The sequence below is a fragment of the Pseudoalteromonas sp. BSi20480 genome (genome assembly GCF_000241365.1).
GTDB lineage: Bacteria > Pseudomonadota > Gammaproteobacteria > Enterobacterales > Alteromonadaceae > Pseudoalteromonas > Pseudoalteromonas marina.
This window is the reverse complement of the sequence record NZ_BADX01000056.1, coordinates 1-25152: the sequence shown is the minus strand read 5'-3', so window position 1 is coordinate 25152 and position 25152 is coordinate 1. Positions and strand designations below refer to the sequence as shown.

Here is a 25152-nt window from a genome sequence, read left to right as displayed (position 1 = left end):
CGTGGCTATTTTTTGTAAGTAGTGGTTATTCGTCAACCAGTTGCTCACACCTATAAAAGCCAGTAGGTTCACTTAACAATGACACTAGCTCAGGCAATACATTATCCATAGTTTGTTTAAGCTTCCATGGCGGATTAATCACTATCATACCTGATGCAGTCATGCCATGAACGTCAGTATCGGCCTCGGTTCCCAGCTCAAATAACTGAATATTTCGCATACCGGAATCAATTAAACCCAGCTCCATATTGTTAATGCGCTCCCGATCAACAACTGGATACCAAATCATATAAGTACCCGTTGCAAATCGTTGATGTGCTTTAATTAATGTTTTTACAACGCGTTCATAATCATCTTTAATTTCGTATGGTGGGTCGATTAATACGCACGCTCTTCGAGACGCAGGTGGCAGTAGCCCTACCAAACCAGTGAACCCGTCTTCACCGCGCACTCGAATAGAGCGCTTACCCTGCATATTACTTTCTAGCAAGACTAAGTCTCTTGGGTGCAATTCAAAAAACCAACCTTTATCTTGACGACGTAAATAATGTTCAGCAATTTTTGGTGAACCCGGATAAAAATCGAGGTCACTCGTATTATTGAACGATTTAATTAGGTCAATGTATTCGTTAAGTGCCTCATGCTCACTTGTGTGCGCCCACAACTTTTCAATACCGTCTTGGTATTCTTGCGTTTTTTGAGCATCAGCTGCTGCGAGTTCAAAAAAGCCTGCGCCAGAGTGCGTATCAATGTAATCTAGCGGCTTATCCTTAACTGTTTGATATTTAAGCACCTCAGCCAATACAAGATGTTTTAGAACATCGGCCGGATTACCCGCATGAAATGAGTGTCTGTAACTAAGCATTATTTATTTTCGCCATACGCAATTTAATATCGCAAGTGAACCATAAGCACTGGGCTTTAGCAACTTGCACTAGGGTCTGTTAACCGTTCGAGGTTAAAGTTTAAGCGGCCTGTTTGATATTTAGGCAAAGTAGAGCCTACATAGTGCGGTTATACTTACATGAATTTAAGCCGGTAGAATAACGCGGGAGCAGTTACCGAGTCCACTAAGTTACAAACCTCGCGCCACGATTAAATACCCCCTAGTTTGAACAAACTTTATTCCGCAAAATTCAACAACCTCTTGGATAAAGGGTGTTTAAATGAACCATATATGAACAAAAAAGCACGTTGTATGAATTATCCCTTAACAAAGAAGAAAAATCAGCTAAAACTCGCGTAAATGCTAGTAAATTAATGTACTTTGCTTTACATTTGCAAGACATTAATTACAGTTATATGAGCGCCTTATGGACAACAATACTCTTCAACAACTCGAACAACTGATCGATTCACTTATTGAACGCAATAATCAATTACAAACTGATGTTGCTAGCTTAAAAGAACAAAACAGCAAACTTGCTGATGATAATGAGCTTTTACAACTAGAAGCGCTTGAAAACGAAGAAAAGCAAAAAGATGCCAGCACAACATTAACTGGCTTGCTTGATAAATTACAAAGCGCACAACAGGCTAGCTAATGTCTGAGCTGCAAAACCAGCGGGTCACTGTTGAGTTGCTAGGTAAAGAGCAGCAATTTGCTTGTCCGCAAGGACAAGAAGAGGCATTGATAGCAGCAGCTAAAAATCTAAACGACTTAGTTGAACAAATGAAACAGCGTTCAACCGTTCGAAACGATCAAAAAGCATTGCTTATGGCAGCACTTAATTTAAGCCACGATTTGCTTGAAGCAAAAACACAAGCAACTGTTGAGCAGCAACACCAAGACCAACTTGTTGATAAACTCAGCCAACATTTGGCAAGTGACCCCGAACAAAAAAAATAAAAAGCGCAACCTGCGCTTTTTGTTTATCATTAGGGTAATAAATGGCCTGCAAGAGATCGCAAATGAAGTACTCCTTACTCACTATTCACTCATCGTTAAAATATACACTCCTGATGATAGGTTTACTTTTTGCCACAGCCAATTCAAATGCAGCTATTAGCTGGCAAACTATTAATAACAATATCCAATTTTTAAAACAACAGGACGATTTACGCTTTTACGACTCAAACCAAGTTTTGATTGAAGGCGCTGAATGCGCCCTACTTGTTGATACCAGCGGGAATTTTGCCGGTGTTGAACAACTAGTTGTTGAACTAAAAAAACGTCTTAAAACGCCTCTTTGTTATTTAGTTGCAACTCATTATCACGACGATCACTTACTGGGCATGGCGGTGGTTCAACACTACTATCCAAACGCTAAACTCATTACCCACCAGCAAGTGAGCGCTGATTTTAAAACCTATCAAAAAGCCTACATCAATAAACTCGACAGCTATGAAAAAAGCATTGAACTGAGTTATCAGCGTTTAGCTTCAATTCCCAAAGAAGAACAAACAGCATGGCGAGAAAAGCTAGAACTGGCTAAAGCACGACTTTTTCGCTGGCGCGAATATAAGCTTAATCCACCAAAAATAGCATTAGCAGTAAGTAAAACGCTTAATTTAGGGAACTTTGAAATAAATATCACACCACACAAAGCGCATACTACGGGTGATTTAACCATTACTACAAACAATGGGAGCACGTTAATTGGTGGTGATATTGTTGATTGGCTGCCTTACCCAGGCCACGGTGAACTTAAAAGCTGGCAAACGTTGCTTAAACAATACATAAGTAATGAAAAGCTATCACTCATTATACCAGGCCATGGTGATACTCTAAATAAACAACAACTAAAGCAACCACTGGCATTTTTAAATGCCCTGACTGAACACGTCAAAAGTAATCAAAACCTAACAACTGAAGCACTCATAGAATCTTTTCCACAAAATGTGCTCGCTCCTTATCAACAAGACACACTAAACCAAAAGTCGAGCCAGTTTTTTTTACAAGCAGGACTCAATCGCGCTAAAAGCTCACAATAACCCAACACAACGGATTGTGTTAAAATAATAAAAGGAATTTATTCAAGTGATCACTATGCGCAGTTTGATATTATGCTTTTTAGTACTTTTTTTGTTTGGTTGTGAATCAACTGAGCAAAAGCAGGCTGAGGCACCTCAAATATTTACTCATTTTGAGCCTGATTACGCTAATCACCAAAACGTAGATGAACCGATACCCCAAAAGCAACAAGCACTGCTTATTGAAGAACAAAGCACGCCACTAAAGGTTAAAAATAGAGTCGTAAAAAAGCGCCCACCAAAAACGACTGATTTATGGGTGCACATTGCTAACAACTTACACTTTACGGTTTATCAAAATCGGGCTTTAAAAAAACGCATTAAGTGGTATCTAAAACAGCCTAAATACCTAACCACGGTAAGTAAGCGTGCAGCACCCTATTTATACCACATTGTAAAAAAAATAGAGCAAAGAAACCTCCCTATGGAAATAGCGTTACTGCCTTTTGTGGAAAGTGACTTTAGACCTACAGCTGCCTCATCGCAGCAAGCTGTTGGCGTATGGCAACTTGTCGGTGCAACTGCGTATCACTTTGGTATAAAGTCAGATCAATGGTACGACGGACGCCAAGATGTACTTGCTTCAACCGATGCCGCGCTGGATTATCTGAGTTATTTACATAAACGCTTTAATGGTAACTGGCTACATGCATTAGCCGCCTACAATAGCGGTGAAGGACGCGTAAAGCGGGCCATAGAGAAAAATACAAAACGAGGAAAAAGCACTGACTTTTGGTCGCTAAGCTTGCCAAAAGAAACTGCTGATTACGTACCAAAATTACTCGCTTTAAGTTATTTAGTTAAGCATCCACAAAAAGGCATGAAGCAACCAAAACTTGCTTATAAACCACTCACCACACAAATGAATATAGGTCAGCAATTCGATTTTTCAGTTATTGCTAAGCTGTCTGGAATTGGCTCAAAGCAGTTACATGCAATTAACCAAGGGTATTTAAAAAATCAAAGTTCGCCAAACGGACCACATACCTTACTACTGCCAATAGGCCAAGAGGCACTTTTAAAAAGTCAGTTTTTTAAATCTAACTTTGCTGGTGAATACATAGTAAAGCAAAACGATACACTTTATGGCATTGCAAAGCGTTATAGTATGTCGGTCAAAGCGCTTAAACAGCTTAATAACAAAGCCAATAACTTTATTGGTATAGGCGAAAAGTTATTGGTTGGGCAACCCAAAACCTTACCAAGCTCTTTAACCATAGATTACAAAATAAGCCCTTATCTAGAACCTCAAGAAGATATTGTCATCCCAACAATAGAAATCGACTACACCGTAAAAACTGGAGATAGCCTGTGGAGCATTAGCCAACTTTACGACGTACCACATAGCGATTTAGCTAAGTGGAATAAATTATCAGCCTCAAGTATTTTAAAGCCCGGCAGTCAGCTAGTACTTTTTATTCCTCAAGCTGAAAAACCTAAAGCCAAGCCAATCAAAAAAGACCTACTGCTTGATCTGCAAAAAACACTAAATCAACCACGTTAAGTTTATAAACCAATCTATTTCGCGTAAAATCACGCCCTAACATAGTTATTATTGAAAGAGATCAGCATGCAAATTAGTAAAAATTCGGCAGTAGAGTTTCACTACACACTCAGTGAAGCGGGTGAGAAAATTGAAAGTAGTGTAAATGATGCACCACTTAGCTACATCCATGGTAGCGAAGGTATGCTTGCGGGTTTAGAAAAAGCCCTTGAAGATAAAAGTGCCGGCGATAAATTTAGTGTAACACTTGAACCGAGTGAATCTTATGGTGAGCGAGTTGATGACTTAATTCAACGCATTCCACTAAAGCATTTACAAGGCGATGTTAAAGTGTGGAAACCAGGTATGACCGCAATGGTTCAATCTAACCAAGGCCGTCATCAAGTGACTATTGTTAAAGTTGGTCGTTTTAATGCCGATTGTGACCTAAATCACCCATTTGCAGGTAAAACTCTGACATTTGATGTTGAAGTTGTATCGGTACGCGAAGCAACCAGCGAAGAGATTTCGCATGGCCATGTTCACGCTGAAGGCGGTTGTGGCCACGCTCACTAATTAGCGAAAAAGGAACAAGTATGTCAAAAGTTGCAATTGTAACAGGTGGTACAAAAGGGATTGGCCTAGCGGTAGTAAAACGCTTACTAACCAGTGGCTATGAGGTCCATAACCTTGATATCACACCAAGTGATGTAGGTGTTTTTCATCATTGCGATGTAAGTGATGTAGAGGCTGTCCGCCGCTCGATAAACACGATACATGAACAATCTCAACGTATTGACGTACTGGTTTCTAATGCTGGAAAACACTTAAGCGCAAATATAGAAAGCACTGATGAGCAAACGCTCGATGCGCTATTTGCGCTTAATGTAAAAGGCGCCTATGCGGCAGTACAAAGCGTACTCCCAACGATGAAGGCAAATAATGCGGGTTCTATTATATTAATAGCATCCGACCAAGCATTAATTGCCAAGCAAAATTCATTTGCCTACAACCTCACTAAACATGCCCTCGCCTCAATGGCAAAAACTACGGCACTTGATTATGCACGCTTTAATATTCGTGCTAATGCAGTGTGTCCAGGCACCATTGAAACCCCTTTATTTCATAACGCAATAGACGCTTACTGCGATAAAAGCGGTGCAAACAAAGCCGATATAGTGGCAGAGGAAGCCAGTCTTCAACCGCTAAACCGATTAGGTCAAGCCGATGAAGTAGCCGCTCTTGTGAGTTTTTTAGCAAGTGACGATGCAAGCTTTATTACTGGCAGCTTACAAAGTATTGATGGCGGCTATACAGCCCAATGAGTACAAATATAATTGACCCGCATGTTCATTTTTTTAATTTACTTGATGGTCAATACACTTGGCTACAAGGAAGTAACCCTCCTGCGTGGCCCAATTTAGAAAAAATAAAACGGCCTATTAGCGCACAACAACTTGCCAACAGTACCGACTTTAAATTAAAAGGCCTTGTACACATAGAAGCAGGCTTTGATAACTCAGCCCCAATTGAGGAGCTAAATTGGCTAAGTAAGCACTTAAGTGAAATGCCATTTAAAGCCATTAGCTTTAACCAAATAAATGCCCCTGCTGAGCAATTTAGTAATGCACTAAATGCGCTTGCTCATTCAAGCTTATGTGGTATTAGAGATATAACCGAAGGGGATGACGCATTAAGGCTAAAAAGCCCTCGTTGTATTCATAATCTTGACTTATTAGCAGCAAACAAATTGCATTTTGAAGCGCAATTTGAGTTACACAATATTAGTGTGGCCAATCATATTGCTCACTGTGCAAAACAATTACCTCACCTACAAATTATTCTTAACCATGCAGGGTTGCCTGATGATTTGATCTCTTGGCAAAAAGGCGTTGAACTACTTGCCCAATATAGCAATATTGCCATTAAGTTTTCTGGCTTTGAATTATTAGACCTGACACAAGCACAACAAGAAACCTGCTTTAAGTGGCTTTTACAGCATTTTGGCGAGCAGCGTATTATGTTTGCTAGTAACTTTCCGGTATGCCAAATAAACACGCATTACAATGCCCTATGGCATCAGCATTATGCGTTATGTAATAGCCATAGCCTATGGCATAAGCTCAGCTACGCAAATGCAAAGCACTACTACCAAGTGTAAGTAAAAGTCGTTATATTTAAATTTTATTATGCTTAAAATGGCGTAGGTTTTATGAAAAACACATTATTCATTTCGAGCTTAGCTTTGTGCGCTTTATTAAGTGGCTGTGTATCGCAACACGCTGAACCCACTCCAAAATTACAACATGCATTACTTTTAGCGCCTAATCAAAGCGCAGTTAACAAAGTAATCAATACCCTTATGAATATGCAAAATATAACGTTAGATGACGATGTATTTACAATAAACAGTGTGGTTACGCTAAATAATTTAAACGAAAATAACATAATAAAAAGTCATCAGCTTAATCCACCCGACCAATTTGAGCTGATGATAAAAAACAAACAATGCTTTATACGGCACGTAGATAGCAAAGCAACTCAAGAGCTCAAAGGTGTTGAGTGCGTAATTAACGAATGACCTTAATTCTGCTAATAAAAAGCCGGTAAGTGAATAGTCACTTACCGGCTGTTATAATAACAAGCTTAGTTATTATTTTATTTCTACACGTTGCGACCGCATTACAATCTCATCGTTTAGCTCAATACCCAAACCTGGCTCTTCAGATACTTCAAAGAAACCATTTTTAGGTTGTGGGTCTTGTAAACACAACTCGCGGTTCCACTTTTTAATTGCGTACGTGTGATGCTCATGAATTAAAAAGTTAGGAATAGCTGTTTCTAAATGCAGTGATGCAGCCGTTGCAACTGGCCCACCACATACGTGCGCCTGAATGCGTACATCAAAAATATCAGCGTAATCGCATACCTTTTTAGTTTCAGTAAAACCACCACATAAACCGATATCGGGCTGAAGTACGTCAATACTCTGATCTTCTAAATAAGGACGAACCCCCCAGCGGTTATACAAGCGCTCACCACCTGCAATTGGCACATTAACTTTATCTGCTACTTTGGCATGCAATGAGTGATTTAAGTAGTTCACAGGCTCTTCAAAGTACATACAATCAAATTCTTCGGCTATTTCACCAATTTGAATAGCAGATGTAGCACCCGGTAAACTATGGCATTCAAAAATAATATCCACTTCATCACCCACGGCTTCACGAATAGCTTGCATACGCGCGCGATACAACTTCATTTCTGGGCGTGAAATAATATTAGTTCGGTCGTAATAGGTATTACCGTCTTTATCATATTGAATTGGATCTACCTTTACTGCATCGTAACCCTCAGCTATGGCTTTTAATGCTGCCTCTGCATATTCTTGTGGCTGAACGAGCGCTTTAAATTCGCTATCCCAGTCAAACTGCAGTTGCGATGCATAAGTACGAAGCTTGTCGTTAACCTTACCACCAAGTAATTGATATACCGGTAACCCAAGCGCCTTACCTTTAATATCCCAAAGCGCAGTATCAATTGCGCTCATTGCAGCGTACACAACGGGTCCACCACCTAAACCCCAAAAGCTTTCTCGTAACATGCGAGACCATAGCTTTTCTGTCTGAAACGGGTCGTGCCCAATTAAAAAAGCATCTGCCATTTCTTTGATCATGGCGGCAGCTGCGCTATGACCTAAATCATAAGCAAGACCCGCCTCACCCACACCACTAATGCCTTCATCAGTATGAATGCGAACGAATACAGGTGTCCATGCTGGGCGCGCTGGACAATGAATATCAAATACTTCTACGCGATTTACCTTCATAAAAATTCCTTATTAACCTGTTAAGGTTATTTTGCAAAACTGGGATCAAGCCGATACGCTTTACGTAGCATAGCAGGCCAAGCAAGCTGGCCTCCGGTGCTGCCGCTATGAACCACATTGGCTTGATTATAAATATTGTCGATAATTGGTTGAGGCACGGGAATTACCTCTTGCGAGCTAGCTTGCAGCGCTAATTGTATTTCGCAGGCGCGCTGTAAGTCGTAAAAACGCATAAACGCATCGCCTACAGTAGGGCCTACGGTTAACCCACCATGGTTAACTAATAACATGTGATTAGTTGAGCCTAGATCATCCTGAAGGACTTTGCGCTCATCATCATTAACTGCAAGGCCTTCGTAACCGTGATATGAAAGCGACGGCAATGAAAACATAGAATACTGGCTCAATGGTAATAAGCCCTTTTTTTGCGTAGCCACAGCAATGGTTTCTTTGGTGTGCAGGTGAATAACGCAATGCGCATCTTCTCTTACTTCGTGTATTGCACTATGAATAGTAAAACCAGCAGGATTAATGCTAAACGGAGTGTCGTCGATTATATTCCCGTTTAAGTCGACCTTAACTAAGTTTGACGCGGTTACTTCGTCAAATGTTAATCCAAAAGCATTAACAAGATAATGGTCAGTGCCCGGCAAACGCGCTGATAAATGCGTATAAATTAAATCTCCCCAGCGAAAGTGATCCACTAGCCGGTAACAGGCAGCAAGGTCGACACGAAGTTGCCACTCTTGAGCAGATACTTTATTTTTTAAATCGAGTTGGGGTAAATCAAACATAGTAAGCCTTTTAAAATACACACATAACAAGTGCGAATAGATGTTTAGAAGTCTAAAACACTCTGTTCTTTATAGCAATCAACAAACAAAAACAGCCACACGTGTGTGGCTGTTTTTAAAGGGCGAATAACTGCTTTGCGTTATTTTACTTTAGATAAGTAGTCTGCAATAGCTTCAAACTCTTCGTCTGTTACTGTAGCAACCATTGCTTTCATCGCCATAGACATACCATTATTACGCGCACCCGACTTAATGTCTTTCATTTGCGCAACTAGGTAATCTTTGTTTTGGCCATTAAGTTTAGGGTACATACCCATAATTGGTGCTTTACCATCTGCACCATGGCAGGTTTGACAATTTTTTGCAGTGTAAAGAGCGGCGCCATCGGCAGCAGCTGCATTAAACGAGAAACTTGCGGCTAAACTAATGCCCGCGCCTAGTATTAGTGTTTTCATCTTGCTCATTGTATTTACTCTTCTTTTTTGACGGTTAGAAAAAACTGTTCAATTGATTGTAGTCAACAATCAAATAAAAAGCATACGTTAGAAACGATGCTAGACGATCAACTTAATCCTACACTGCTAGCTCGTTTTATGCTCATAATTAGTTTAGCAAATAAATATGAGCAGACGCTTAACTGATTGTTACCATACTAAATCGTCTGGCACTTCAAAATCTGCGTACGGATCGTCTTCATCTTTTGGTTTATTTTCAGCTTCAACATGAAAAACAATGTATTTTTCGTCAACTTCAGCCACCTTGCGAGCGGGTTCGTCTTCTAATACATAAAACTGCCCTTCTAGGACACAAATTGCTAAACGACCACCCGACAATGCTTTTTGAGTGTTTTCATTCACTTCAATACTTTTAACTTTTTTGTCGTAAGTAAAATTAAAGGTTCGCTCACCACGAATAGCATCTTGGTTGTTGTGCTCTAAAATTTGTTTAACGCGCGCTTCTTGCTCACGCTGTTTAAGGCTAACTTGGCGAACTTGGTTAAGCTCTTCTGCTTTTTTCTGCTGCTCAAGTTTAGTTTGTTGAATATGCTTTTGCAGATCACTAGGGTTACTTGTCGCCCCCTTTTTTTGTTTTTTTGTTGCTTACGTTTTTCTGATTTAGCAACTTTAGCTTTATGCGATGTTGTTAACCCTGCTTGAAGCAATTGGTCTTGTAATGAACCCATGGCATTGTTCCAGTAAAAACTAATATTACGCTCATTTTAATCATCAACGCGTTTAAATAACAGTGCTATTGGTATTAATCTAACAAACTCCTTCATACTAAGCATGATATAAAGCAATAATCGTACTTTTAATTATCAATTAGAGTTAACTTTCAATACAATTAAGTAGCCAACTAGCTAACTCATAAGCCAAATAATGCGCTTAATTCATCTACTTGCTTGCTCCATTGTTATATTTTTTGTGCTTTATGCACCTCAACCGTTACTGAACTTATTTGCGAGTGAATATAATGTATCGCCTGCCGTTGCTGGTAGCCTTATGACGGCAACCATGCTGCCACTCGCTATTGCACCATTAGTATACGGCTTATTTTTAGCTAAACAGAATCCTTTAAAAATACTTCGCATTGCAATGATAATACTGAGCTTTAGCTGCTTGCTATTTATATGGGTGCCTAGTTTTGAGCTCTTGCTGTTAGTAAGGTTTTTACAAGGCCTTACTCTTCCCGCAGCATTAACCGCCATGACCAGTTTCATAGGGATAAGCTTTAGCGCTGATACACTTCAAAAAAATATGACACTTTATATAGGCAGCAGTATTGCAGGTGGTTACTTTGGAAGAGTACTTGCTGCACTGTTTAGTGACTTATGGCATTGGCAAAGCTTTTATTACTTAATTGCTTTTATGCTTGTTTTTTTAGCCATATTAATAAAGCCCCAGAAATTCAACAACCTTAGCACCCATGCTCCAAAATCACCTCTAGATTACATCAAACAACTTAAGGAAGGCCCTCTTTTAAAAGTTTACAGCGCTGTGTTTTGTATGTTTTTTTGTTTTGCTGCTTTACTTAATTATTTGCCTTTTATACTGCAAAAAACATTTTTAATTACCAACACCCGTGATATTGGATTAGTTTATAGCGGCTATTTAATTGGTGCTTTGGCATCTATTGCGACGCCTTGGCTACTAAAAAAAGCACCTTCCGCTTGGCACGTATTAGCAGCGACTTTCATTTTTTATAGCCTTAGTATTGTTGCGCTAATAAGCCACCAGCTAAGCGTATTTTTAACTGCATTCACGCTATTTTGTGCGGCTATGTTTATTATTCATTCAACCGCAGCTCCACTGGTCAATCAAATAAGTAAAGCACCACCAAGCGTCACAAACGGAGGGTATGTCTCGTTTTATTACAGTGGCGGGGCTTGTGGCTCGCTATTACCGGGTTTAGTTTATCAACAGTACGGACAAACAGCATTTATGTTTACCTTACTTGTTGTTTGTTTGTGCGGCTTTTTTCTTATTACCTGGGCTTATCTTGACGGTAAAAACATGACACGCGGTTGATGACCCGTATGCTTAAAAAAGGTTTCTAGGTCTGATTTACTCAAAATCCATGTCAGCGTATTTTCAAAGGGGTGGCAGTGAAATAACTCACCAAACCAAATATCTTGATCTAACCATACTGTTACCGCATTTTGTTTATCGTTTAGTAGCGCAAGCATTGATACACATCCTGGTGCAACTTTTAAATAGGTTGCTAAACGTTCGCTTGAAGCGAACCCTAAACGCGACAAACCTTGCTGTTTAGAGAGCGCTTTTAGGTCCAACTGCTTATTGTGAGCTGTAATTACTAAAAAGTGACGTTTACCTTCGTTATCACGCAAAAATAAATTTTTTAAACGGGTACCTGGGCGTTCAAGCAGTAATTCATCCGCTGCTAAGCTAGTATGTAAAGGTGGGTGTTCGATAACATCGTAATTAATATTTAAATGCGCTAAACACGCCTCTAATTTTGTTTTGTCCGCTAACATAGTTACAAACAACGCCCTCTTAATTGCACGCTTAGATCTCGCCACAGAACGTCTGTTATCTCATGATTATTAGCGCAGTATTCACGCTTTGTAAGCTCTTGCTTTAATAATTCAACGGCCTGGTCTTCTAATTTTAGCTTTAACACACTCGACTCTTCAAAGTGTTCTTGCTCAATATATTCCTTAACTTCACTGCGAGAAGGTGTGTTATTACGTCCACGATCGAGATTAAAGTTCTCACGGTGCTTAGCTTTAACCGATACAACATAAGCAAATACATTATTTCCTTGCTCATCTTGTTTTTCAAAAAACTGTTTGTTGTTTATTTCAAAAGGCGGCTCTTCATTTGATGCACAACCCGAAAGTAAAACCATCAGTACCAAAACGCTTTTTTTCATTATTTTCTGTCGTTTTAATGAGTAATTAAGCCGAGTCTATCAAAAATTCATCTAAACTGTGAAAATTAGCGAAAAAATACTTGACCAAATTTATAAAAAAACTTAAAGTTCGTCCCGCTTGGAACTCAGCAGCCAAGCGTTTATGTTATGCATAAACTAGGAATGTGGGGCTATAGCTCAGCTGGGAGAGCGCCTGCCTTGCACGCAGGAGGTCAGCAGTTCGATCCTGCTTAGCTCCACCACTTTCCTACTCCTTTCTCAAATATATTCTTTACTTCAAAAACACCCTAATTCATTCATTTTATTTTGTTTTTCATTTATCTCTATTATCTTGAGTCTTTATCAATTATTAGCTATACATACTTGTATATCTATTAATGCCTTAGGTAAATCATGGACTCTCCAAAACGCTCAACACTTAAAAAACTTGCAGCTATAGGCTTAACTGCAGGCGCTATAACCCATGTTCCTTATGTTTTTGCTCGTAACAAGGTCACAATAAGAGTGCTTGGCACACATGTAACCTTACAGGACGCAATTCGTAAGCAAGCCATGAGTGATTTAGGCATTAATATTGAATTTACGCCCGCTGGTAGTGCCGCTGTTTTGCAAAGAGCCTCAATGGACCCCAGCTCATTTGATTTATACGAGCAGTGGTCAAACAGTATTAATGTGTTGTGGAATGCAGGCTCAATACAACCCATAGAAAAAAAACGCCTTACTTATTTTAACGAAATAAATAGCCTTACAAAAACAGGAAAGTTATCAGAAGATGCCAATATTGGTGCAGGTGACGCTCCCTTTAAAATATTAAATGTACAGCCCGATGGCACACTCAGTGAGCAAGAAAGCGACTTAATAAGCTTTTTACCCTACGTGCACAATGTAGACTCCTTTGGTTATAACACTAAATTCATTAAACCCGGAATTGCCTATGAAACTGAAAGTTGGGGATGGTTACTGGATGAGCAACACAGAGGAAAAGTAGGTATTGTAAATGCGCCTACTATTGGTTTATTTGACTTAGCGCTTGCTGCTAAAGCTAAAGGGCTTGTGAAAATTAACAATATAGGGGCAATGACTCGTATTGAATTGGATAACTTATTTAAGGTACTACTTGAGCTCAAACGCCAAGGCCACTTTAGCGGTTATTGGAACTCAGTGCCTGAATCTGTTCAGTATATGAAAGATGAGCGTGTTCATATTGAAAGTATGTTTTCTCCTGCGGTATCTGCGCTAAATGGCCAAGGCATAAATGTGCGCTTTGCAGCACCTAAAGAAGGCTACAGAGGCTGGCATGGTGTAATGTGCTTGTCGTCACAAACGCATGATAGTGTGAAAGATGCCTCTTACGATTATATGAATTGGTGGTTATCTGGCTGGCCAGGTGCGTTTATTGCTCGCCAAGGTTATTACATAAGCAATCCGCAGCGTTCTAAACCATTACTTTCACAGAATGAATGGGACTATTGGTATGACGGCAAAATCGCAAGCACTGATTTACTAGAAACAAATGGTAATATTGCGGTTAGAAAAGGCGAGCAAAGAAATGGCGGAAGCTATACTAAGCGCTTCAGCAACGTTGCAGTATGGAATACCGTTATGCCAACCTACGACTACAGTTTACAAAAGTGGTATGAGTTAATAAGTCGCTAATGCGTTCTATTAAATCAAAAATAATTGCGACCTTAGCGGTACTAGCTGGACTGCTTCTTTTACAAAGTTATTTATTTAACCACTTGCAAGAGTCGTTAACCAGCCTGCAAAACATTCAAAACAATGCTATTAGTAAAAGTGAGGCTGTAGTAAAACTAGAAAGAGATGTCATCGCCTTACAAAGTCATGCCGTTGCATTTATTGATGACGCTAATAAAAATAATATTGCAAAGTTTAAAACATATTTAGACCAAGCAAATATTCATTTAGGGCAATTAACATTAAACACGCTAGACAAAACCCCTGAATATAAAAATATGCTTACTCGCCTCAGCGAGCACCTAAAAAACTATGAAACAACATTTGAAAAAGTAGTTATTAACAGACAAAAGCGCGAGCAAATATACTCATCTGGATTTAAACAGCCCATTGAAGAGCTACAAAAAAAGGTAATGGCACTTGAGTCACTATCAAATGAAGATAAAAAAATTCTCTACAATGATATTTTACTAACCATTAGTAACCTTAAGCATGCAGCTGTCAGCTACCTTTATAAACCTAATTTTGATGAAGCTCAAAATGTGAAGCAAAATCTAGAGTTTTTGCACACAAAAATTAACCGTATGTCAGCTATTAATGACTCCTTGCTTGATAAAACAATTAATCTTAAAAAAACACATAACCAACTAATACTTCTAACACGTAGTTACACCTACTCTGTGAATGTTGTGCTGACAGGGATCGAAAACGAACTTTTATACCTAACTAATAAAATTAAAAGCGCTGAAGAAGAAAAATTAAATTTGGTTAAGTCGCAATTTAATAGTGAATTAACGAAAAAAACCAAGCAAAGCAGCCTATTTACCTTTCTAATTCTGATTATTATTTTGCTGCTTTGTTATTTTATTGTTGCTTTTGTTATTAAACCCCTATCACAGCTTACCTTGCTACTTAATAGTATGAATGAAGGTGAGCCAATTACACTAAAAAATAAGCATACAAAGCTGAGCGAAATTGCATCTGTGTTAAAAGCGGCTAATACACTTTATTTAAAAAGTGAGGAAACGAAGCAATTACTTGATGAAACACGCGCTTTAAATGTAAAAATGGAAGCCATGAATACAGAGCTTACTCAAGCAATAGAGGAAACAAACAAGGCTAATAAAACTAAAATCGATTTTGTGGCAAATATGAGCCATGAACTTCGCACACCAATGAACGGCATATTGGGTATGCTTCAACTCTTACAAAGTAGTGAAATGCCCGCAAAGCAGGAGCAATACGCTAAAAAAGCTTTTTCCAGCGCGCAAAGTTTACTGCAAGTTTTAAACAATATTTTAGACTTTTCAAAACTCGACTCTAATAACGTCAAACTTGAGAAAATTCCTTTTACACTCGATACGATCGTATCTAACGTTGAAGATTTATTTTCGATTAATGCACAACAAAAAGGATTAGTTTTAAATTGTGTAGTGCATGCCGACAGACATATGACCCTTTTAGGCGCTCCTATCCAGCTAAATCAAATAATTAATAATTGTATTGGTAATGCCATTAAGTTTACTGATAACGGTGAGGTGTCATTAACCATAGAAGTCATTTTTCAAAAAGAAAACAAAGTACAGTTACGATTTAGTATCAGTGATACTGGTATCGGTATGACGCAAACGCAATCTGATAGGGTGTTTGAATCATTTGCTCAAGGCGACTCAAGTACAACAAGAAAGTACGGAGGCACAGGGCTTGGCCTAACGATTAGCAAACAGCTAACCAAATTATTAGGTGGTGACTTACAAGTAAAAAGTGAACTTGGTAAAGGAAGTGAGTTTTTATTTACCCTTCCATTCACCATTGCTGAGCAGCGCGCTGCTCAAACTAATAACAAAAAGGCCCCTTTACCTGCAACAGTAGACCTGCCAAAACTAGCGGCCTATCAGGCACTTGTTGTAGATGATAATAAACTTAACCAAGAAATAACCTCTGCAATGCTAAGTAAATTTGATCTTAATACAACAATTGCAAACGATGGACGAGACGCTATAGATAAAGTATCGGCTCAACATTTTGATATTGTATTTATGGATATACAAATGCCCCATATGGACGGCCTTGAAGCAACAAAACAACTAAGAGCTAAAGGCTACAATATGCCTATTATTGCTTTAAGTGCTGCTGTAGAGCCCAGAGATAAAAAAGCAGCCGCTGATGCAGGTATGGATGACTTTTTGGTTAAACCCATTGTATTTGACGCGCTTTACGAAAGCTTAGATAAACACCTAAAAAGTAGAGATAATTTGCAAACAATAAATTTAGTAAAAGCAAAGCAAAACGTTGATAACAATGAAACTTTACTCATGACATTGCTTACTCGGTTTATAGATGGTAATAATAACTTTTCAGCGAAGGCTGATTTATTAATAAACAATAATGATGTTGCTACTTTAAAGCGAACGGTGCATACACTGAAGGGGTTAGCGGGTACATTAGGGCTAGAGAAGCTGCAAAAGTGTGCATTAGAGACTGAAAAAGCACTACTTGAGGAAAGTTCGCTTAATATAGATTTATTAAAAGAAAATTTGGCAGCAACGCTTTTTTCTATTAAAGAATTATTAGCGACACTCAATTTGGAAAATATAGAGCCGAAACGACACAATCTCGAAGATGAGCTGGTAGTGATAAATGAGATTCACTCACTAGCATTAGCGTCTCGTCCTATCCCAAACGACCTAAAAAGGCATTTAGAAGCGAATAGCTATGATACTGAACACGGCTTATCAAAACTAATAGAGGCGATTAATAATTTCGACTATCCGTCTGTAATTTCGATTATTGACACATATAAAGCAGACACAAAGCATTAATGATTGAGTGATTCAGAATTTAAATACTATGTAAAAAGGATTAACAGTGCATTTAACTCATTCCACCACAAATAAAAGTGAACAAAAAGCGCAGCGACAAAAACCTTTAATTCTAATTGTTGATGACGAACCAAGTAACTTACATGTTTTGGTAGAAGGGCTTTCAACCGACTACGATGTTCGAATATCGACAAGTGGAGAACAAGCACTAACGTTTATTGAGTCTACCCGCCCAGATTTAATTTTACTCGACATAATGATGCCGGGAATGAATGGTTATGAAGTGTGCACCATATTAAAAGGGAAACCCAAAACAAAAAGCGTTCCGATCATATTTGTTACCGCACTGACAGAAGAAGAGTCAGAAGAAAAAGGCTTTGCTATGGGCGCCATAGACTATATTCACAAGCCTTATAAATTAGCCTTAGTCAGAGCTCGCATTCGTACACATATAACAGCACAAGGTATGCTAGACCGATTAATAGAGAAAAACTTTGACCTACATGACAAGCTGCTTGAAATAGAATCTTTAGCAATGGAGCTGGATGTTAGAGAAAAAGAATTAAAGCAGTTATCATCTAAACATCAACTCTTTTTTCACGCACTAACGAGTACAGCTGACGGTGTTGTGATAACCAACAGTACAGGCAAAATAATCGCGGTTAATCCTTCTTTTTGCCGCATCACGGGTTACGATGAAGCTAATTCGTTAAATATGCATATTCACGATATCAAACAAAATAACCAGCCAAATATAAACTTTGAACAAGTATGGCAACACGCAAGTGAAGCCGGCTACTGGAGTGGTGAGTTAGTTACCCGACGCAAAAGTGGTGAGTTATACCCTGAATTGCTAACGTTGAGCCTTGTAAAAAATGAACACGATACCAACGATCACTACATCGGTGTATTTAGCGATATATCAAGCCTAAAAGTGACCCAGGAGCGAATAGATTACTTAACTTGGCATGACGAATTAACCGCCCTACCTAACCGTAACAGCTTCTTAAAGCAGTTAGAGCAGCAATTACAAAGCTGTTCCACTGACAAAAATTTTGCCTATATTTTTATTATCGATGTAGATGGGTTTCACTCGTTTAATGATGGAATGGGCCTGCTAGCCGGTGACCATGTCCTAAAAGAACTAACTAAGCGTATCCATACAAATACTGATAATAATGATATTATTGCTCGCTTGGGAAGCGATGCCTTTGCAACGTTGTCTGTCCTAGATAAAGGCATTGGCAGAGCAAGAGCCCAAATTATTGCAGAGAAAAAAGCACAAGAAATTCTTACATCCGTAAGACTGCCTTTTTTTGTTGATTTAAAGGAAGTTAGCCTAACAGTAAGTATTGGTATGTACATATTCCCGCAACATGGGCAATGGGAAAGCGCTATCGAGACTATCAGAAACTGTGAAGCTGCCTGCTATAAAGCAAAAGAGAAAGGGGGTAACCGAGTTACATTTTTTGACACCTCATTTGGTGAACAAGCAAAAAGGCGTTTCGAAATTGAGCAAGACCTACGCAAAGCAATCGCTTATAACGAGTTATCGCTTCATTTACAGTCTCAATATGATAGTGATCAAATTTTAAAAGGAGCTGAGGTTTTACTTCGTTGGCAACACACGACAAAAGGCTTTATTAGCCCCAGTGAGTTTATTTCTATTGCTGAAGAGTCTGACGTTATTTATGACTTAGATTGCTGGGTATGTGAAAATGCCTTAAAAACATTAGCTAAGATTAATCAAACACACCCTCACTTAAGTTTATCAATAAACATAAGTGGTCGACATTTCCATGAGCCACGCTTTTTAGCCTTTTTAGTTGAACAGCTAACAATTAATAATGTTATTGCGTCGCAACTCACTATAGAGATTATTGAAGGTACGCTACTAAATAATATGGACTCTGCTATTGAAGCTGTGCATAACCTCAAAAAGTTGGGTGTAAAAGTATCAATTGATGATTTTGGAACTGGCTATTCAAGCCTCACATATTTAAAGCAATTACCAATTCAAGAGCTTAAAATAGACCGTTCTTTTGTGCTCGAAGCGCCAACAAATAAAAATGATAAGTTAATAATTGATATGATTGTGAGTTTGGGACGTTTATTTGAATTAGACGTTGTTGCAGAGGGTGTCGAAAACCAATCACACTTCGATTTACTACAGGAATACCCGGAGGTGATACTACAGGGTTATCACTTGCATAAACCTGAGCCAGTAAACGATTGGCTAGCTAAATTAAAGTGATTTTTATCAAAAATAAAAAGCCGAGCTATGCTCGGCTTTTGTAAAATTAATATAAAATTTATTCGCGAACTTGACCTTCGCCATTCACTAAATATTTTTCTGTTGTGAGTGATTCAAGCCCCATAGGACCGTACGCATGAAGCTTAGATGTAGCAATGCCTATCTCTGCACCCAATCCTAACTGTGAACCATCAGAAAAACGAGACGATGCATTCACCATCACAACTGACGCATCTACACTACGTTGAAATAACTCAGCTGCGGCTTGGTTTTTAGTACAAATCACTTCTGTGTGATTTGAGCCAAATTGAGCAATATGCTCAACAGCGGCTGAAAATGTAGGTACTACGCGTATCGCGATTTCTAAATCTAGGTATTCTTCACCAAACTCATCATCAGCTAAAACAGTTGCATTATCAAAGTATTTGGCAGCAAAGCTGTCAGCATTGATCTTTACACCTTCTTGACGAAGTACTACCGCACATAGGTTTAGGAACTCATCTGCGATATCTTCATGTACAACCAAACCTTCAAGTGCATTACATACACCCGTTCGTTGTGTTTTACCATTAAGTAATAAATTAATCGCAACCTCTAGGTCTGCGTCTTTATCAACATACAAATGACATACGCCTTTGTAATGCTGAATAACAGGAATGGTACTGTTCTCGGTAACAAAGTTAATCAACCCTTCACCGCCGCGAGGAATGATTAAATCGATGCTATCACGTTGCTGCATCAACTCCATAAGAAGTGCACGATCGGGATCTGGAATAACCGAGATTAATGAAACGGGTAAGTTGTGCTTTTCAAGTACACTGTGCATTACACTGGCAATCGCTTGTGAGCTTTTGAGCGCCTCTTTACCACCGCGTAAAATAACGCCATTACCCGATTTAAAGCACAAAGCACCAGCGTCTGCGGTCACATTAGGGCGTGCTTCATAAATCATACAAACAACACCAAGTGGTACGCGCATTTTACGAATTTTAATACCATTAGGTCGTTCCGTGATTTCACGAAGCTGACCCACTGGATCATCCAGGCTTACTATAACTTCTATCCCTTCAGCCATCGATTCTATGCGTTCATCGTTCAGAGTTAGACGATCAACCATTGCCGCAGGCAAATTGTTGTCGCGCGCAGCGCTTAAATCACTTTCGTTTTCTTGAATTATAAATGCTTTTTGCTCTCTTAATGCCGCAGCCATTTCTGTTAACACTTGGTTTTTTGTCTCGGTGTCGAGTAAAGCAAGTGTATTTGCAGCTTTAGCTGCCTGACGCGAAATATCCGTAATTAAACTCATGACTTCTCCAATAATGCGATATCTTTTTCTGAAATAACAGGTCCAATAGAATCCTGCATTTTTTCACTAAATTCACTTTGTTCGTTGTCTGCAATGAAATTCAACAAACAACTACTGTAATTTGCGGTCGCTTTAGCTAAACGCGTACCATCTTCACTTCTAACGAGTATGGTGTCGCCAATTGCAAACTCACCATGTACTTCAACAATTTCATCGCCGCGAATTATGCCTGTTTCACCTTCGATTGATTCATCAAATGTTCCATCTACCACAACTTCACCTTGCTCGTTCGCAGTGTGTGTCATCCAATGCACAGAATCTTGCATTGGTTTTTCGTATGGTAAAAATATTGTTCCAGGGTTGTCACCCTCTAATAAACGATTAAATGTCTCTTCTTTAAAACCATTAATTATATATGTTGCGATTCCGTGTGATGTTGCTTTTTCTGCCGCTTCTATTTTAGTTTTCATACCGCCAGTACCTACCGCGCTAGTAGCACATCCTGCCATGGCGTAAATAGAATCATCAATTGATTTTATTTCAGGTAATAAAACAGCGTCGTCATGAAGATTTGGGTTTTTATCGTATAAACCATCTACGTCTGAAAAAATCAGTAAAGCGTCTGCATCAGCGGCTGCTGCAACCATTGCTGATAAATTATCGTTATCACCTACTTTAAGGTCATCAGTAGTTACCGCATCATTTTCATTAATGATAGGTAAAACACCATGCTCTAATAATGTAAACACGGTTTCACGAATACTTTGATAACGCTCTCGGTCGCGCAAATCACCATGAGTGAGCAAAAGCTGGGCAGATGGAAAATCAAAAAAGCGGTCCCACATAGCAATCATTTCAGTTTGACCAGCGGCGGCCATTGCTTTTTTTAATACAACTGAACGGGGTTGATCTGATGGAAATAGATGCGAACCTGCCGCAACAGAACCTGATGAAACTAAAATGACCTCAATGCCGCGAGCACGACAACGAACAATAAACTGTGCGATAGTAAGTATGTAACGAGAACGACAACCGTCTTGATCTGGAGCAATAAGTGCACTACCTACTTTTAAAACAATGCGTCGCCAATTTAACTTTTGCATAAGTCTTCTACTTTCCATTTTATATGTGCTCAGTGTTAATGAGCTAAACTAAATAGCTACCAATATATGTAGCTTCGAATTTGTATTTTTTTAGCAACACTTTTAAACACACACAAGAAAGCCAAAATCTAAAAACAAGGCTTTAAATTTAAGCTCAGATATAAAGAAGCAGATACCTTGCAATGAAAGTAATGCCTATAAGAAAGTTTAAAAAGTGTTGTTTATGCATCGCTGTAAAAAGCCTTGGTGACTTTTTTATTAACAACATACATAGAGCCTCTAAAGTCTGGTACACCAACAGATAGGGTGAAGACTAAAGGACCGAGATTTAACCGCCACGATGGGGGTTAAACATTGAAAGATATCAATTCAACTCAAACTTTAAATGCTTGAGATAAACCGTATCAAGTAATTAAATAAATTATATTTTAGACGTTCAAATACTGAACTAGCTTCTAAATAACGATTATACCTAGCAAATATGACCGTAACATTAACGACGAATTTATTTCCCAGATAATTTAATTAGATACCTAATTATTCGAACTCGAAGTATAATACGCTAAATTAGGTCGTAAGATCAAGGCTAAAATTCAAACGACCACATTGAAAAGCGTTTAGTAACAAACTTTTTTACTTTCAAATCATGAAGATAGAAGGTGTTATTGATAATTTATAAAATATTTAGCAACGCTAACCATAATTAATACGTACTAATATTTTGTTAGCGGCTAAAATTAAATAGTAATAGTTGATTTTCCCGTGTATACCCCTTTAATAACAACTAAAATCGTTATACTTTAAATAAAATCATAATAAGGAATTCTTAATCTATGTCAGCAATTTACATAGCCGGTATCGCACTCTGCTCAGTGCTTGCCCAATGGGTAGCGTGGGCATTTAGAGTACCCGCTATTCTTTTTTTATTGCTCACTGGCCTGTTACTTGGGCCATTTAGTGGTGTTTTAGACCCTGATGCACTTTTAGGCGACTTACTCTTCCCTGTCGTATCATTAAGTGTGGCTGTTATTTTATTTGAAGGCGCCCTTACCCTTCACTTTAGGGAGTTAAAGGGAATTGGTAAAGTAGTCAGAAACCTATGCTCCATTGGTATGATTGCAACTTGTGTTGTAATTAGTTTAAGTGCCTATTGGTTACTTGAGCTCAATTGGCGGGTTGCTGCTGTGCTCGGCGCAGTGCTTGTGGTAACAGGCCCGACAGTAATAGCGCCTTTACTAAACTCCATGCGCCCCACACAAGACATAGACCGCATTCTACGCTGGGAAGGGATTGTTATTGACCCTATCGGGGCATTGTTTGCTGTACTGGTATTTGAAGCAGTAATGTTAGTAGGCCAAGGCGAGGTACTAAGCCATACTATTGTTGCTTTAGTTAAAACTGTTGGAGTTGGTCTAACAATAGGGGTAGCAGCAGGCTGGGTTACAACTCAATTAATGCGCCGAGAATGGTTGCCATTTGAATTACATAAGTTTGGTATTTTAGCGCTGGTATTAATTAGCTTTTCTGTATCAAACTACTTAAGCCATGAGTCAGGCTTATTGGCCGTAACGGTATTTGGTATTTGGCTTGCGAATCAAGATGACCTAGAAATAGACTCTGTTTTAGAGTTTAAAGAAGACTTATCGATGATTCTTATATCAACGCTTTTCATCTTACTCGCAGCCCGTCTACAGCTTTCCGACTTAATGATGTTAGACAGTGATGTATTTATATTTTTAGCGATTGTGTTATTCGTAGCACGCCCTTTATGTATTGCTATCTCTACCTTTGGTACCGACTTACCAATTAAATCTCGCTTAGTACTCGCCTGGATTGCGCCAAGGGGTATTGTAGCAGCCGCTGTTGGTTCTGTGTTTGCACTTAGTATGATGGAAGCGGGTGTGGCTGATGCAGAAAAAATGGTTCCACTTATTTTTACAGTTATTATTATAACTGTTGTACTACAAAGCCTAACCGCAATCCCTGTGGCTAAGTTACTAGGTGTGCGTCAACCATCACCTAATACTATTTTAATTATTGGGGCTAACCATGTGTCACGTGCAATAGGGCGAGGTTTAAAAGAGCAAAATATTCCTGTCCACCTTTCAGATCCGGCATGGGAAAACTGCAAAATGGCACGTATGGATGGCTTGCCTTGCTATTATGGTAATCCGCAATCAGAGCATGCTGAACGATACTTACCGCTTACAACTATCCGAAGTGTTTTAGCGCTTTCACCGAACAGGCATCACAATGCATTAGGTGTGCAGTATTTTTCACATTTACTCAATGAAAAAAACGTGTTTTCGCTACGCTCATCAACAACACACGCTAAAGCTAATAAAGACAGTGCGACCTTTTTATCGCGTCAAATATTATTTGGGGATGAAGGTTCGTACGCTCGCTTAAGCAGTGTCATTGCTAAAGGCGGAAAAGTAAGTGCTACACGTATTTCAGATGAGTTTAGCTGGGAGCAATACTTAGAAATGAACCCTGAGGCTATCCCTTTATTTATTCTCAAAGGAGATAAAGACAACGATGACGATACACCAGCTAAAGTAACACCATTCACACTTAATATGGACAAACCACCTCAAGAAGGTGAGCGTATTGTGGCACTGCACCCCCCAAAAATGTCGTTATTAAAAGACCCACAACTTAAAGACAAAGAATAAAGTTAATTAAAATAACGCTCACAAAAAAGCCCTAATTTTATTAGGGCTTTTTGCTAAATTTACAGCAACTCGCTTAGTTAAAGTTTATTCTTGATTAGTATTACATAGGTAACCGAGCGCGCTCTACGACACTATCAGGCATTTTTTGCGCAAGCTTAGTTAGGGCGTTTTCAATTTTTTTATGCGTTGCTTTATCTGCTACCATTGCATTAAACAACCAACGATATGCATCTTCAAAATCCCGTGGGCTACCGTAGCCATCATTGAACAACTTCACTAAACGTAACTGCGCTTTTAAGTTACCTTGTGCAGAAGCTTCACGTAAATACGTAATAGCCATGGCTTTATCTTGTTGAACTAGCCTTCCGGTATCGTAATAGCGACCTAACTGCTCAAGCGCTGCCGCTAAGCCTTGCTCAGCAGACTTTCTCATATAATACACGCCTAGCTCTACATTTCGCTCAACACACACATTATAAGCAAGCATATCGCCATATAAAAATTGATAGGATGGCAATGCCATTTTATTGGCTCGCGCTTCAATATCTTGAACTAGCTGGCAATCATCTGCCTTTACACGCTGCAAATGCACATTTTTATTTATTAACGCGATAAGCTCTGATTCAGTGTATAGCGGTACTGCAGCAGGTGATTCATCTGCTAACGTATTGGAAGATATAAATAAAGACACTGACACTAAGGGCACAGCTAATAACGAACTTTTTAAAAATAGGCGCATGTTCACCACGTACAAAAATTATCTTACTAAATAATATACAAAGATCGTTCCAAGGTGAATTTTTAGACACAAAAAAAAAGACTGCA

22 protein-coding genes, 1 tRNA gene and 1 pseudogene are annotated in these 25152 nt (G+C 38.9%); 14 read left to right on the top strand and 10 right to left on the bottom strand.

The features are described from left to right. Window positions 1-25: 25 nt before the first annotated feature. Entirely contained in the window at window positions 26-865 is an 840-nt protein-coding gene (locus P20480_RS12540) for a 23S rRNA (adenine(2030)-N(6))-methyltransferase RlmJ (protein ID WP_008128280.1), read from the bottom strand. A 448-nt stretch (window positions 866-1313) separates the two neighbouring features. On the opposite strand from P20480_RS12540, the gene zapB reads away from it, so the two are divergent. The 8 genes from zapB to P20480_RS12580 all read left to right on the top strand — a co-directional run bounded on the left by zapB (window position 1314) and on the right by P20480_RS12580 (window position 7037). Beyond that, on the top strand, window positions 1314-1544 hold the full coding sequence (gene zapB, locus P20480_RS12545; RefSeq protein WP_006791213.1) for a cell division protein ZapB: 231 nt from the start codon (window positions 1314-1316) through the stop codon (window positions 1542-1544). After that, window positions 1544-1849 (top strand): cell division protein ZapA, encoded by a 306-nt coding sequence (locus P20480_RS12550; RefSeq protein WP_006791214.1) that lies wholly within the window; start codon window positions 1544-1546, stop codon window positions 1847-1849. The genes zapB and P20480_RS12550 overlap by 1 nt, the downstream gene beginning before the upstream one ends. Window positions 1850-1911: 62 nt before the next feature. After that, window positions 1912-2934, top strand: a complete 1023-nt coding sequence (locus tag P20480_RS12555; RefSeq protein ID WP_008128279.1) for an MBL fold metallo-hydrolase — start codon at window positions 1912-1914, stop codon at window positions 2932-2934. Window positions 2935-2989: 55 nt separating this feature from the next. Then, window positions 2990-4477: a LysM peptidoglycan-binding domain-containing protein gene (locus P20480_RS12560; RefSeq protein WP_033025226.1), complete on the top strand. Its 1488-nt coding sequence runs from the start codon at window positions 2990-2992 to the stop codon at window positions 4475-4477. 66 nt (window positions 4478-4543) lie between these two features. Further along, window positions 4544-5032, top strand: coding sequence for an FKBP-type peptidyl-prolyl cis-trans isomerase (locus P20480_RS12565; protein WP_008128275.1), 489 nt, complete (start codon window positions 4544-4546; stop codon window positions 5030-5032). Between the two features lie 20 nt (window positions 5033-5052). Continuing rightward, a complete protein-coding gene (locus P20480_RS12570) occupies window positions 5053-5781 on the top strand; it encodes an SDR family NAD(P)-dependent oxidoreductase (RefSeq protein WP_008128273.1) in 729 nt (242 codons plus the stop codon). Beyond that, a complete protein-coding gene (locus P20480_RS12575; protein WP_008128271.1) occupies window positions 5778-6617 on the top strand; it encodes an amidohydrolase family protein in 840 nt (279 codons plus the stop codon). Before P20480_RS12570 ends, P20480_RS12575 begins: the two co-directional genes overlap by 4 nt. Before the next feature lie 51 nt (window positions 6618-6668). After that, window positions 6669-7037: a hypothetical protein gene (locus tag P20480_RS12580; protein ID WP_008128270.1), complete on the top strand. Its 369-nt coding sequence runs from the start codon at window positions 6669-6671 to the stop codon at window positions 7035-7037. Between the two features lie 72 nt (window positions 7038-7109). On the opposite strand, the gene P20480_RS12585 is transcribed toward P20480_RS12580, so the two are convergent. From P20480_RS12585 to P20480_RS17840, 4 genes and pseudogenes are all read right to left on the bottom strand, one after another. Continuing rightward, complete coding sequence (locus P20480_RS12585) at window positions 7110-8285, bottom strand: mandelate racemase/muconate lactonizing enzyme family protein (protein ID WP_008128266.1); 1176 nt, start codon at window positions 8283-8285, stop codon at window positions 7110-7112. 26 nt (window positions 8286-8311) lie between these two features. Then, window positions 8312-9079 carry a class II aldolase/adducin family protein gene (locus P20480_RS12590; RefSeq protein WP_006791222.1) on the bottom strand — a complete coding sequence of 256 codons (768 nt, stop codon included), beginning with the start codon at window positions 9077-9079 and terminating at the stop codon, window positions 8312-8314. A 140-nt stretch (window positions 9080-9219) separates the two neighbouring features. After that, window positions 9220-9543 carry a c-type cytochrome gene (locus P20480_RS12595; protein WP_008128263.1) on the bottom strand — a complete coding sequence of 108 codons (324 nt, stop codon included), beginning with the start codon at window positions 9541-9543 and terminating at the stop codon, window positions 9220-9222. A gap of 180 nt (window positions 9544-9723) precedes the next feature. Continuing rightward, a pseudogene (locus tag P20480_RS17840) lies at window positions 9724-10262 on the bottom strand (DUF2058 domain-containing protein). A 196-nt stretch (window positions 10263-10458) separates the two neighbouring features. Here P20480_RS17840 and P20480_RS12600 point away from each other — a divergent pair. Then, window positions 10459-11607, top strand: coding sequence for an MFS transporter (locus tag P20480_RS12600; RefSeq protein ID WP_008128254.1), 1149 nt, complete (start codon window positions 10459-10461; stop codon window positions 11605-11607). On the opposite strand, the gene P20480_RS12605 is transcribed toward P20480_RS12600, so the two are convergent. Both P20480_RS12605 and P20480_RS12610 read right to left on the bottom strand, forming a co-directional pair. Beyond that, window positions 11574-12074: a prolyl-tRNA synthetase associated domain-containing protein gene (locus P20480_RS12605; RefSeq protein ID WP_008128252.1), complete on the bottom strand. Its 501-nt coding sequence runs from the start codon at window positions 12072-12074 to the stop codon at window positions 11574-11576. The two genes, P20480_RS12600 and P20480_RS12605, sit on opposite strands and share 34 nt — an antisense overlap. A gap of 2 nt (window positions 12075-12076) precedes the next feature. Beyond that, window positions 12077-12472, bottom strand: coding sequence for a putative periplasmic lipoprotein (locus P20480_RS12610; RefSeq protein WP_033025222.1), 396 nt, complete (start codon window positions 12470-12472; stop codon window positions 12077-12079). 166 nt (window positions 12473-12638) lie between these two features. Here P20480_RS12610 and P20480_RS12615 point away from each other — a divergent pair. From P20480_RS12615 to P20480_RS12630, 4 genes are all read left to right on the top strand, one after another. Continuing rightward, window positions 12639-12714 (top strand) — tRNA-Ala (locus tag P20480_RS12615). Between the two features lie 151 nt (window positions 12715-12865). Continuing rightward, window positions 12866-14128, top strand: a complete 1263-nt coding sequence (locus P20480_RS12620; protein WP_008128248.1) for an ABC transporter substrate-binding protein — start codon at window positions 12866-12868, stop codon at window positions 14126-14128. Beyond that, entirely contained in the window at window positions 14128-16989 is a 2862-nt protein-coding gene (locus P20480_RS12625; RefSeq protein ID WP_008128247.1) for a response regulator, read from the top strand. Before P20480_RS12620 ends, P20480_RS12625 begins: the two co-directional genes overlap by 1 nt. A gap of 46 nt (window positions 16990-17035) precedes the next feature. After that, window positions 17036-19243: a two-component system response regulator gene (locus tag P20480_RS12630; protein WP_008128246.1), complete on the top strand. Its 2208-nt coding sequence runs from the start codon at window positions 17036-17038 to the stop codon at window positions 19241-19243. A 58-nt stretch (window positions 19244-19301) separates the two neighbouring features. Here the strand turns inward: P20480_RS12630 and P20480_RS12635 are convergent, their stop codons facing one another. Then, a complete protein-coding gene (locus P20480_RS12635; protein ID WP_008128245.1) occupies window positions 19302-20549 on the bottom strand; it encodes a glutamate-5-semialdehyde dehydrogenase in 1248 nt (415 codons plus the stop codon). After that, window positions 20546-21652, bottom strand: coding sequence for a glutamate 5-kinase (gene proB / locus P20480_RS12640; protein ID WP_006791232.1), 1107 nt, complete (start codon window positions 21650-21652; stop codon window positions 20546-20548). The genes P20480_RS12635 and proB overlap by 4 nt, the downstream gene beginning before the upstream one ends. Window positions 21653-22485: 833 nt before the next feature. Here proB and P20480_RS12645 point away from each other — a divergent pair. Continuing rightward, window positions 22486-24327, top strand: coding sequence for a cation:proton antiporter (locus tag P20480_RS12645; RefSeq protein ID WP_008128242.1), 1842 nt, complete (start codon window positions 22486-22488; stop codon window positions 24325-24327). Between the two features lie 100 nt (window positions 24328-24427). Here P20480_RS12645 and P20480_RS12650 read toward each other — a convergent pair whose 3' ends face one another. Further along, a complete protein-coding gene (locus tag P20480_RS12650) occupies window positions 24428-25066 on the bottom strand; it encodes a tetratricopeptide repeat protein (protein ID WP_008128241.1) in 639 nt (212 codons plus the stop codon). Between the last annotated feature and the right edge of the window lie 86 nt (window positions 25067-25152).

Bases quoted from the DNA above. Each gene is read 5' to 3' on its own strand.
- P20480_RS12540 (WP_008128280.1), bottom strand. From the start codon at position 865: ATGCTTAGTTACAGACACTCATTTCATGCGGGTAATCCGGCCGATGTT.
- zapB (WP_006791213.1), top strand. From the start codon at position 1,314: ATGGACAACAATACTCTTCAACAACTCGAACAACTGATCGATTCACTT.
- P20480_RS12550 (WP_006791214.1), top strand. From the start codon at position 1,544: ATGTCTGAGCTGCAAAACCAGCGGGTCACTGTTGAGTTGCTAGGTAAA.
- P20480_RS12555 (WP_008128279.1), top strand. From the start codon at position 1,912: ATGAAGTACTCCTTACTCACTATTCACTCATCGTTAAAATATACACTC.
- P20480_RS12560 (WP_033025226.1), top strand. From the start codon at position 2,990: ATGCGCAGTTTGATATTATGCTTTTTAGTACTTTTTTTGTTTGGTTGT.
- P20480_RS12565 (WP_008128275.1), top strand. From the start codon at position 4,544: ATGCAAATTAGTAAAAATTCGGCAGTAGAGTTTCACTACACACTCAGT.
- P20480_RS12570 (WP_008128273.1), top strand. From the start codon at position 5,053: ATGTCAAAAGTTGCAATTGTAACAGGTGGTACAAAAGGGATTGGCCTA.
- P20480_RS12575 (WP_008128271.1), top strand. From the start codon at position 5,778: ATGAGTACAAATATAATTGACCCGCATGTTCATTTTTTTAATTTACTT.
- P20480_RS12580 (WP_008128270.1), top strand. From the start codon at position 6,669: ATGAAAAACACATTATTCATTTCGAGCTTAGCTTTGTGCGCTTTATTA.
- P20480_RS12585 (WP_008128266.1), bottom strand. From the start codon at position 8,285: ATGAAGGTAAATCGCGTAGAAGTATTTGATATTCATTGTCCAGCGCGC.
- P20480_RS12590 (WP_006791222.1), bottom strand. From the start codon at position 9,079: ATGTTTGATTTACCCCAACTCGATTTAAAAAATAAAGTATCTGCTCAA.
- P20480_RS12595 (WP_008128263.1), bottom strand. From the start codon at position 9,543: ATGAGCAAGATGAAAACACTAATACTAGGCGCGGGCATTAGTTTAGCC.
- P20480_RS12600 (WP_008128254.1), top strand. From the start codon at position 10,459: ATGCGCTTAATTCATCTACTTGCTTGCTCCATTGTTATATTTTTTGTG.
- P20480_RS12605 (WP_008128252.1), bottom strand. From the start codon at position 12,074: ATGTTAGCGGACAAAACAAAATTAGAGGCGTGTTTAGCGCATTTAAAT.
- P20480_RS12610 (WP_033025222.1), bottom strand. From the start codon at position 12,472: ATGAAAAAAAGCGTTTTGGTACTGATGGTTTTACTTTCGGGTTGTGCA.
- P20480_RS12620 (WP_008128248.1), top strand. From the start codon at position 12,866: ATGGACTCTCCAAAACGCTCAACACTTAAAAAACTTGCAGCTATAGGC.
- P20480_RS12625 (WP_008128247.1), top strand. From the start codon at position 14,128: ATGCGTTCTATTAAATCAAAAATAATTGCGACCTTAGCGGTACTAGCT.
- P20480_RS12635 (WP_008128245.1), bottom strand. From the start codon at position 20,549: ATGAGTTTAATTACGGATATTTCGCGTCAGGCAGCTAAAGCTGCAAAT.
- proB (WP_006791232.1), bottom strand. From the start codon at position 21,652: ATGCAAAAGTTAAATTGGCGACGCATTGTTTTAAAAGTAGGTAGTGCA.
- P20480_RS12645 (WP_008128242.1), top strand. From the start codon at position 22,486: ATGTCAGCAATTTACATAGCCGGTATCGCACTCTGCTCAGTGCTTGCC.
- P20480_RS12650 (WP_008128241.1), bottom strand. From the start codon at position 25,066: ATGCGCCTATTTTTAAAAAGTTCGTTATTAGCTGTGCCCTTAGTGTCA.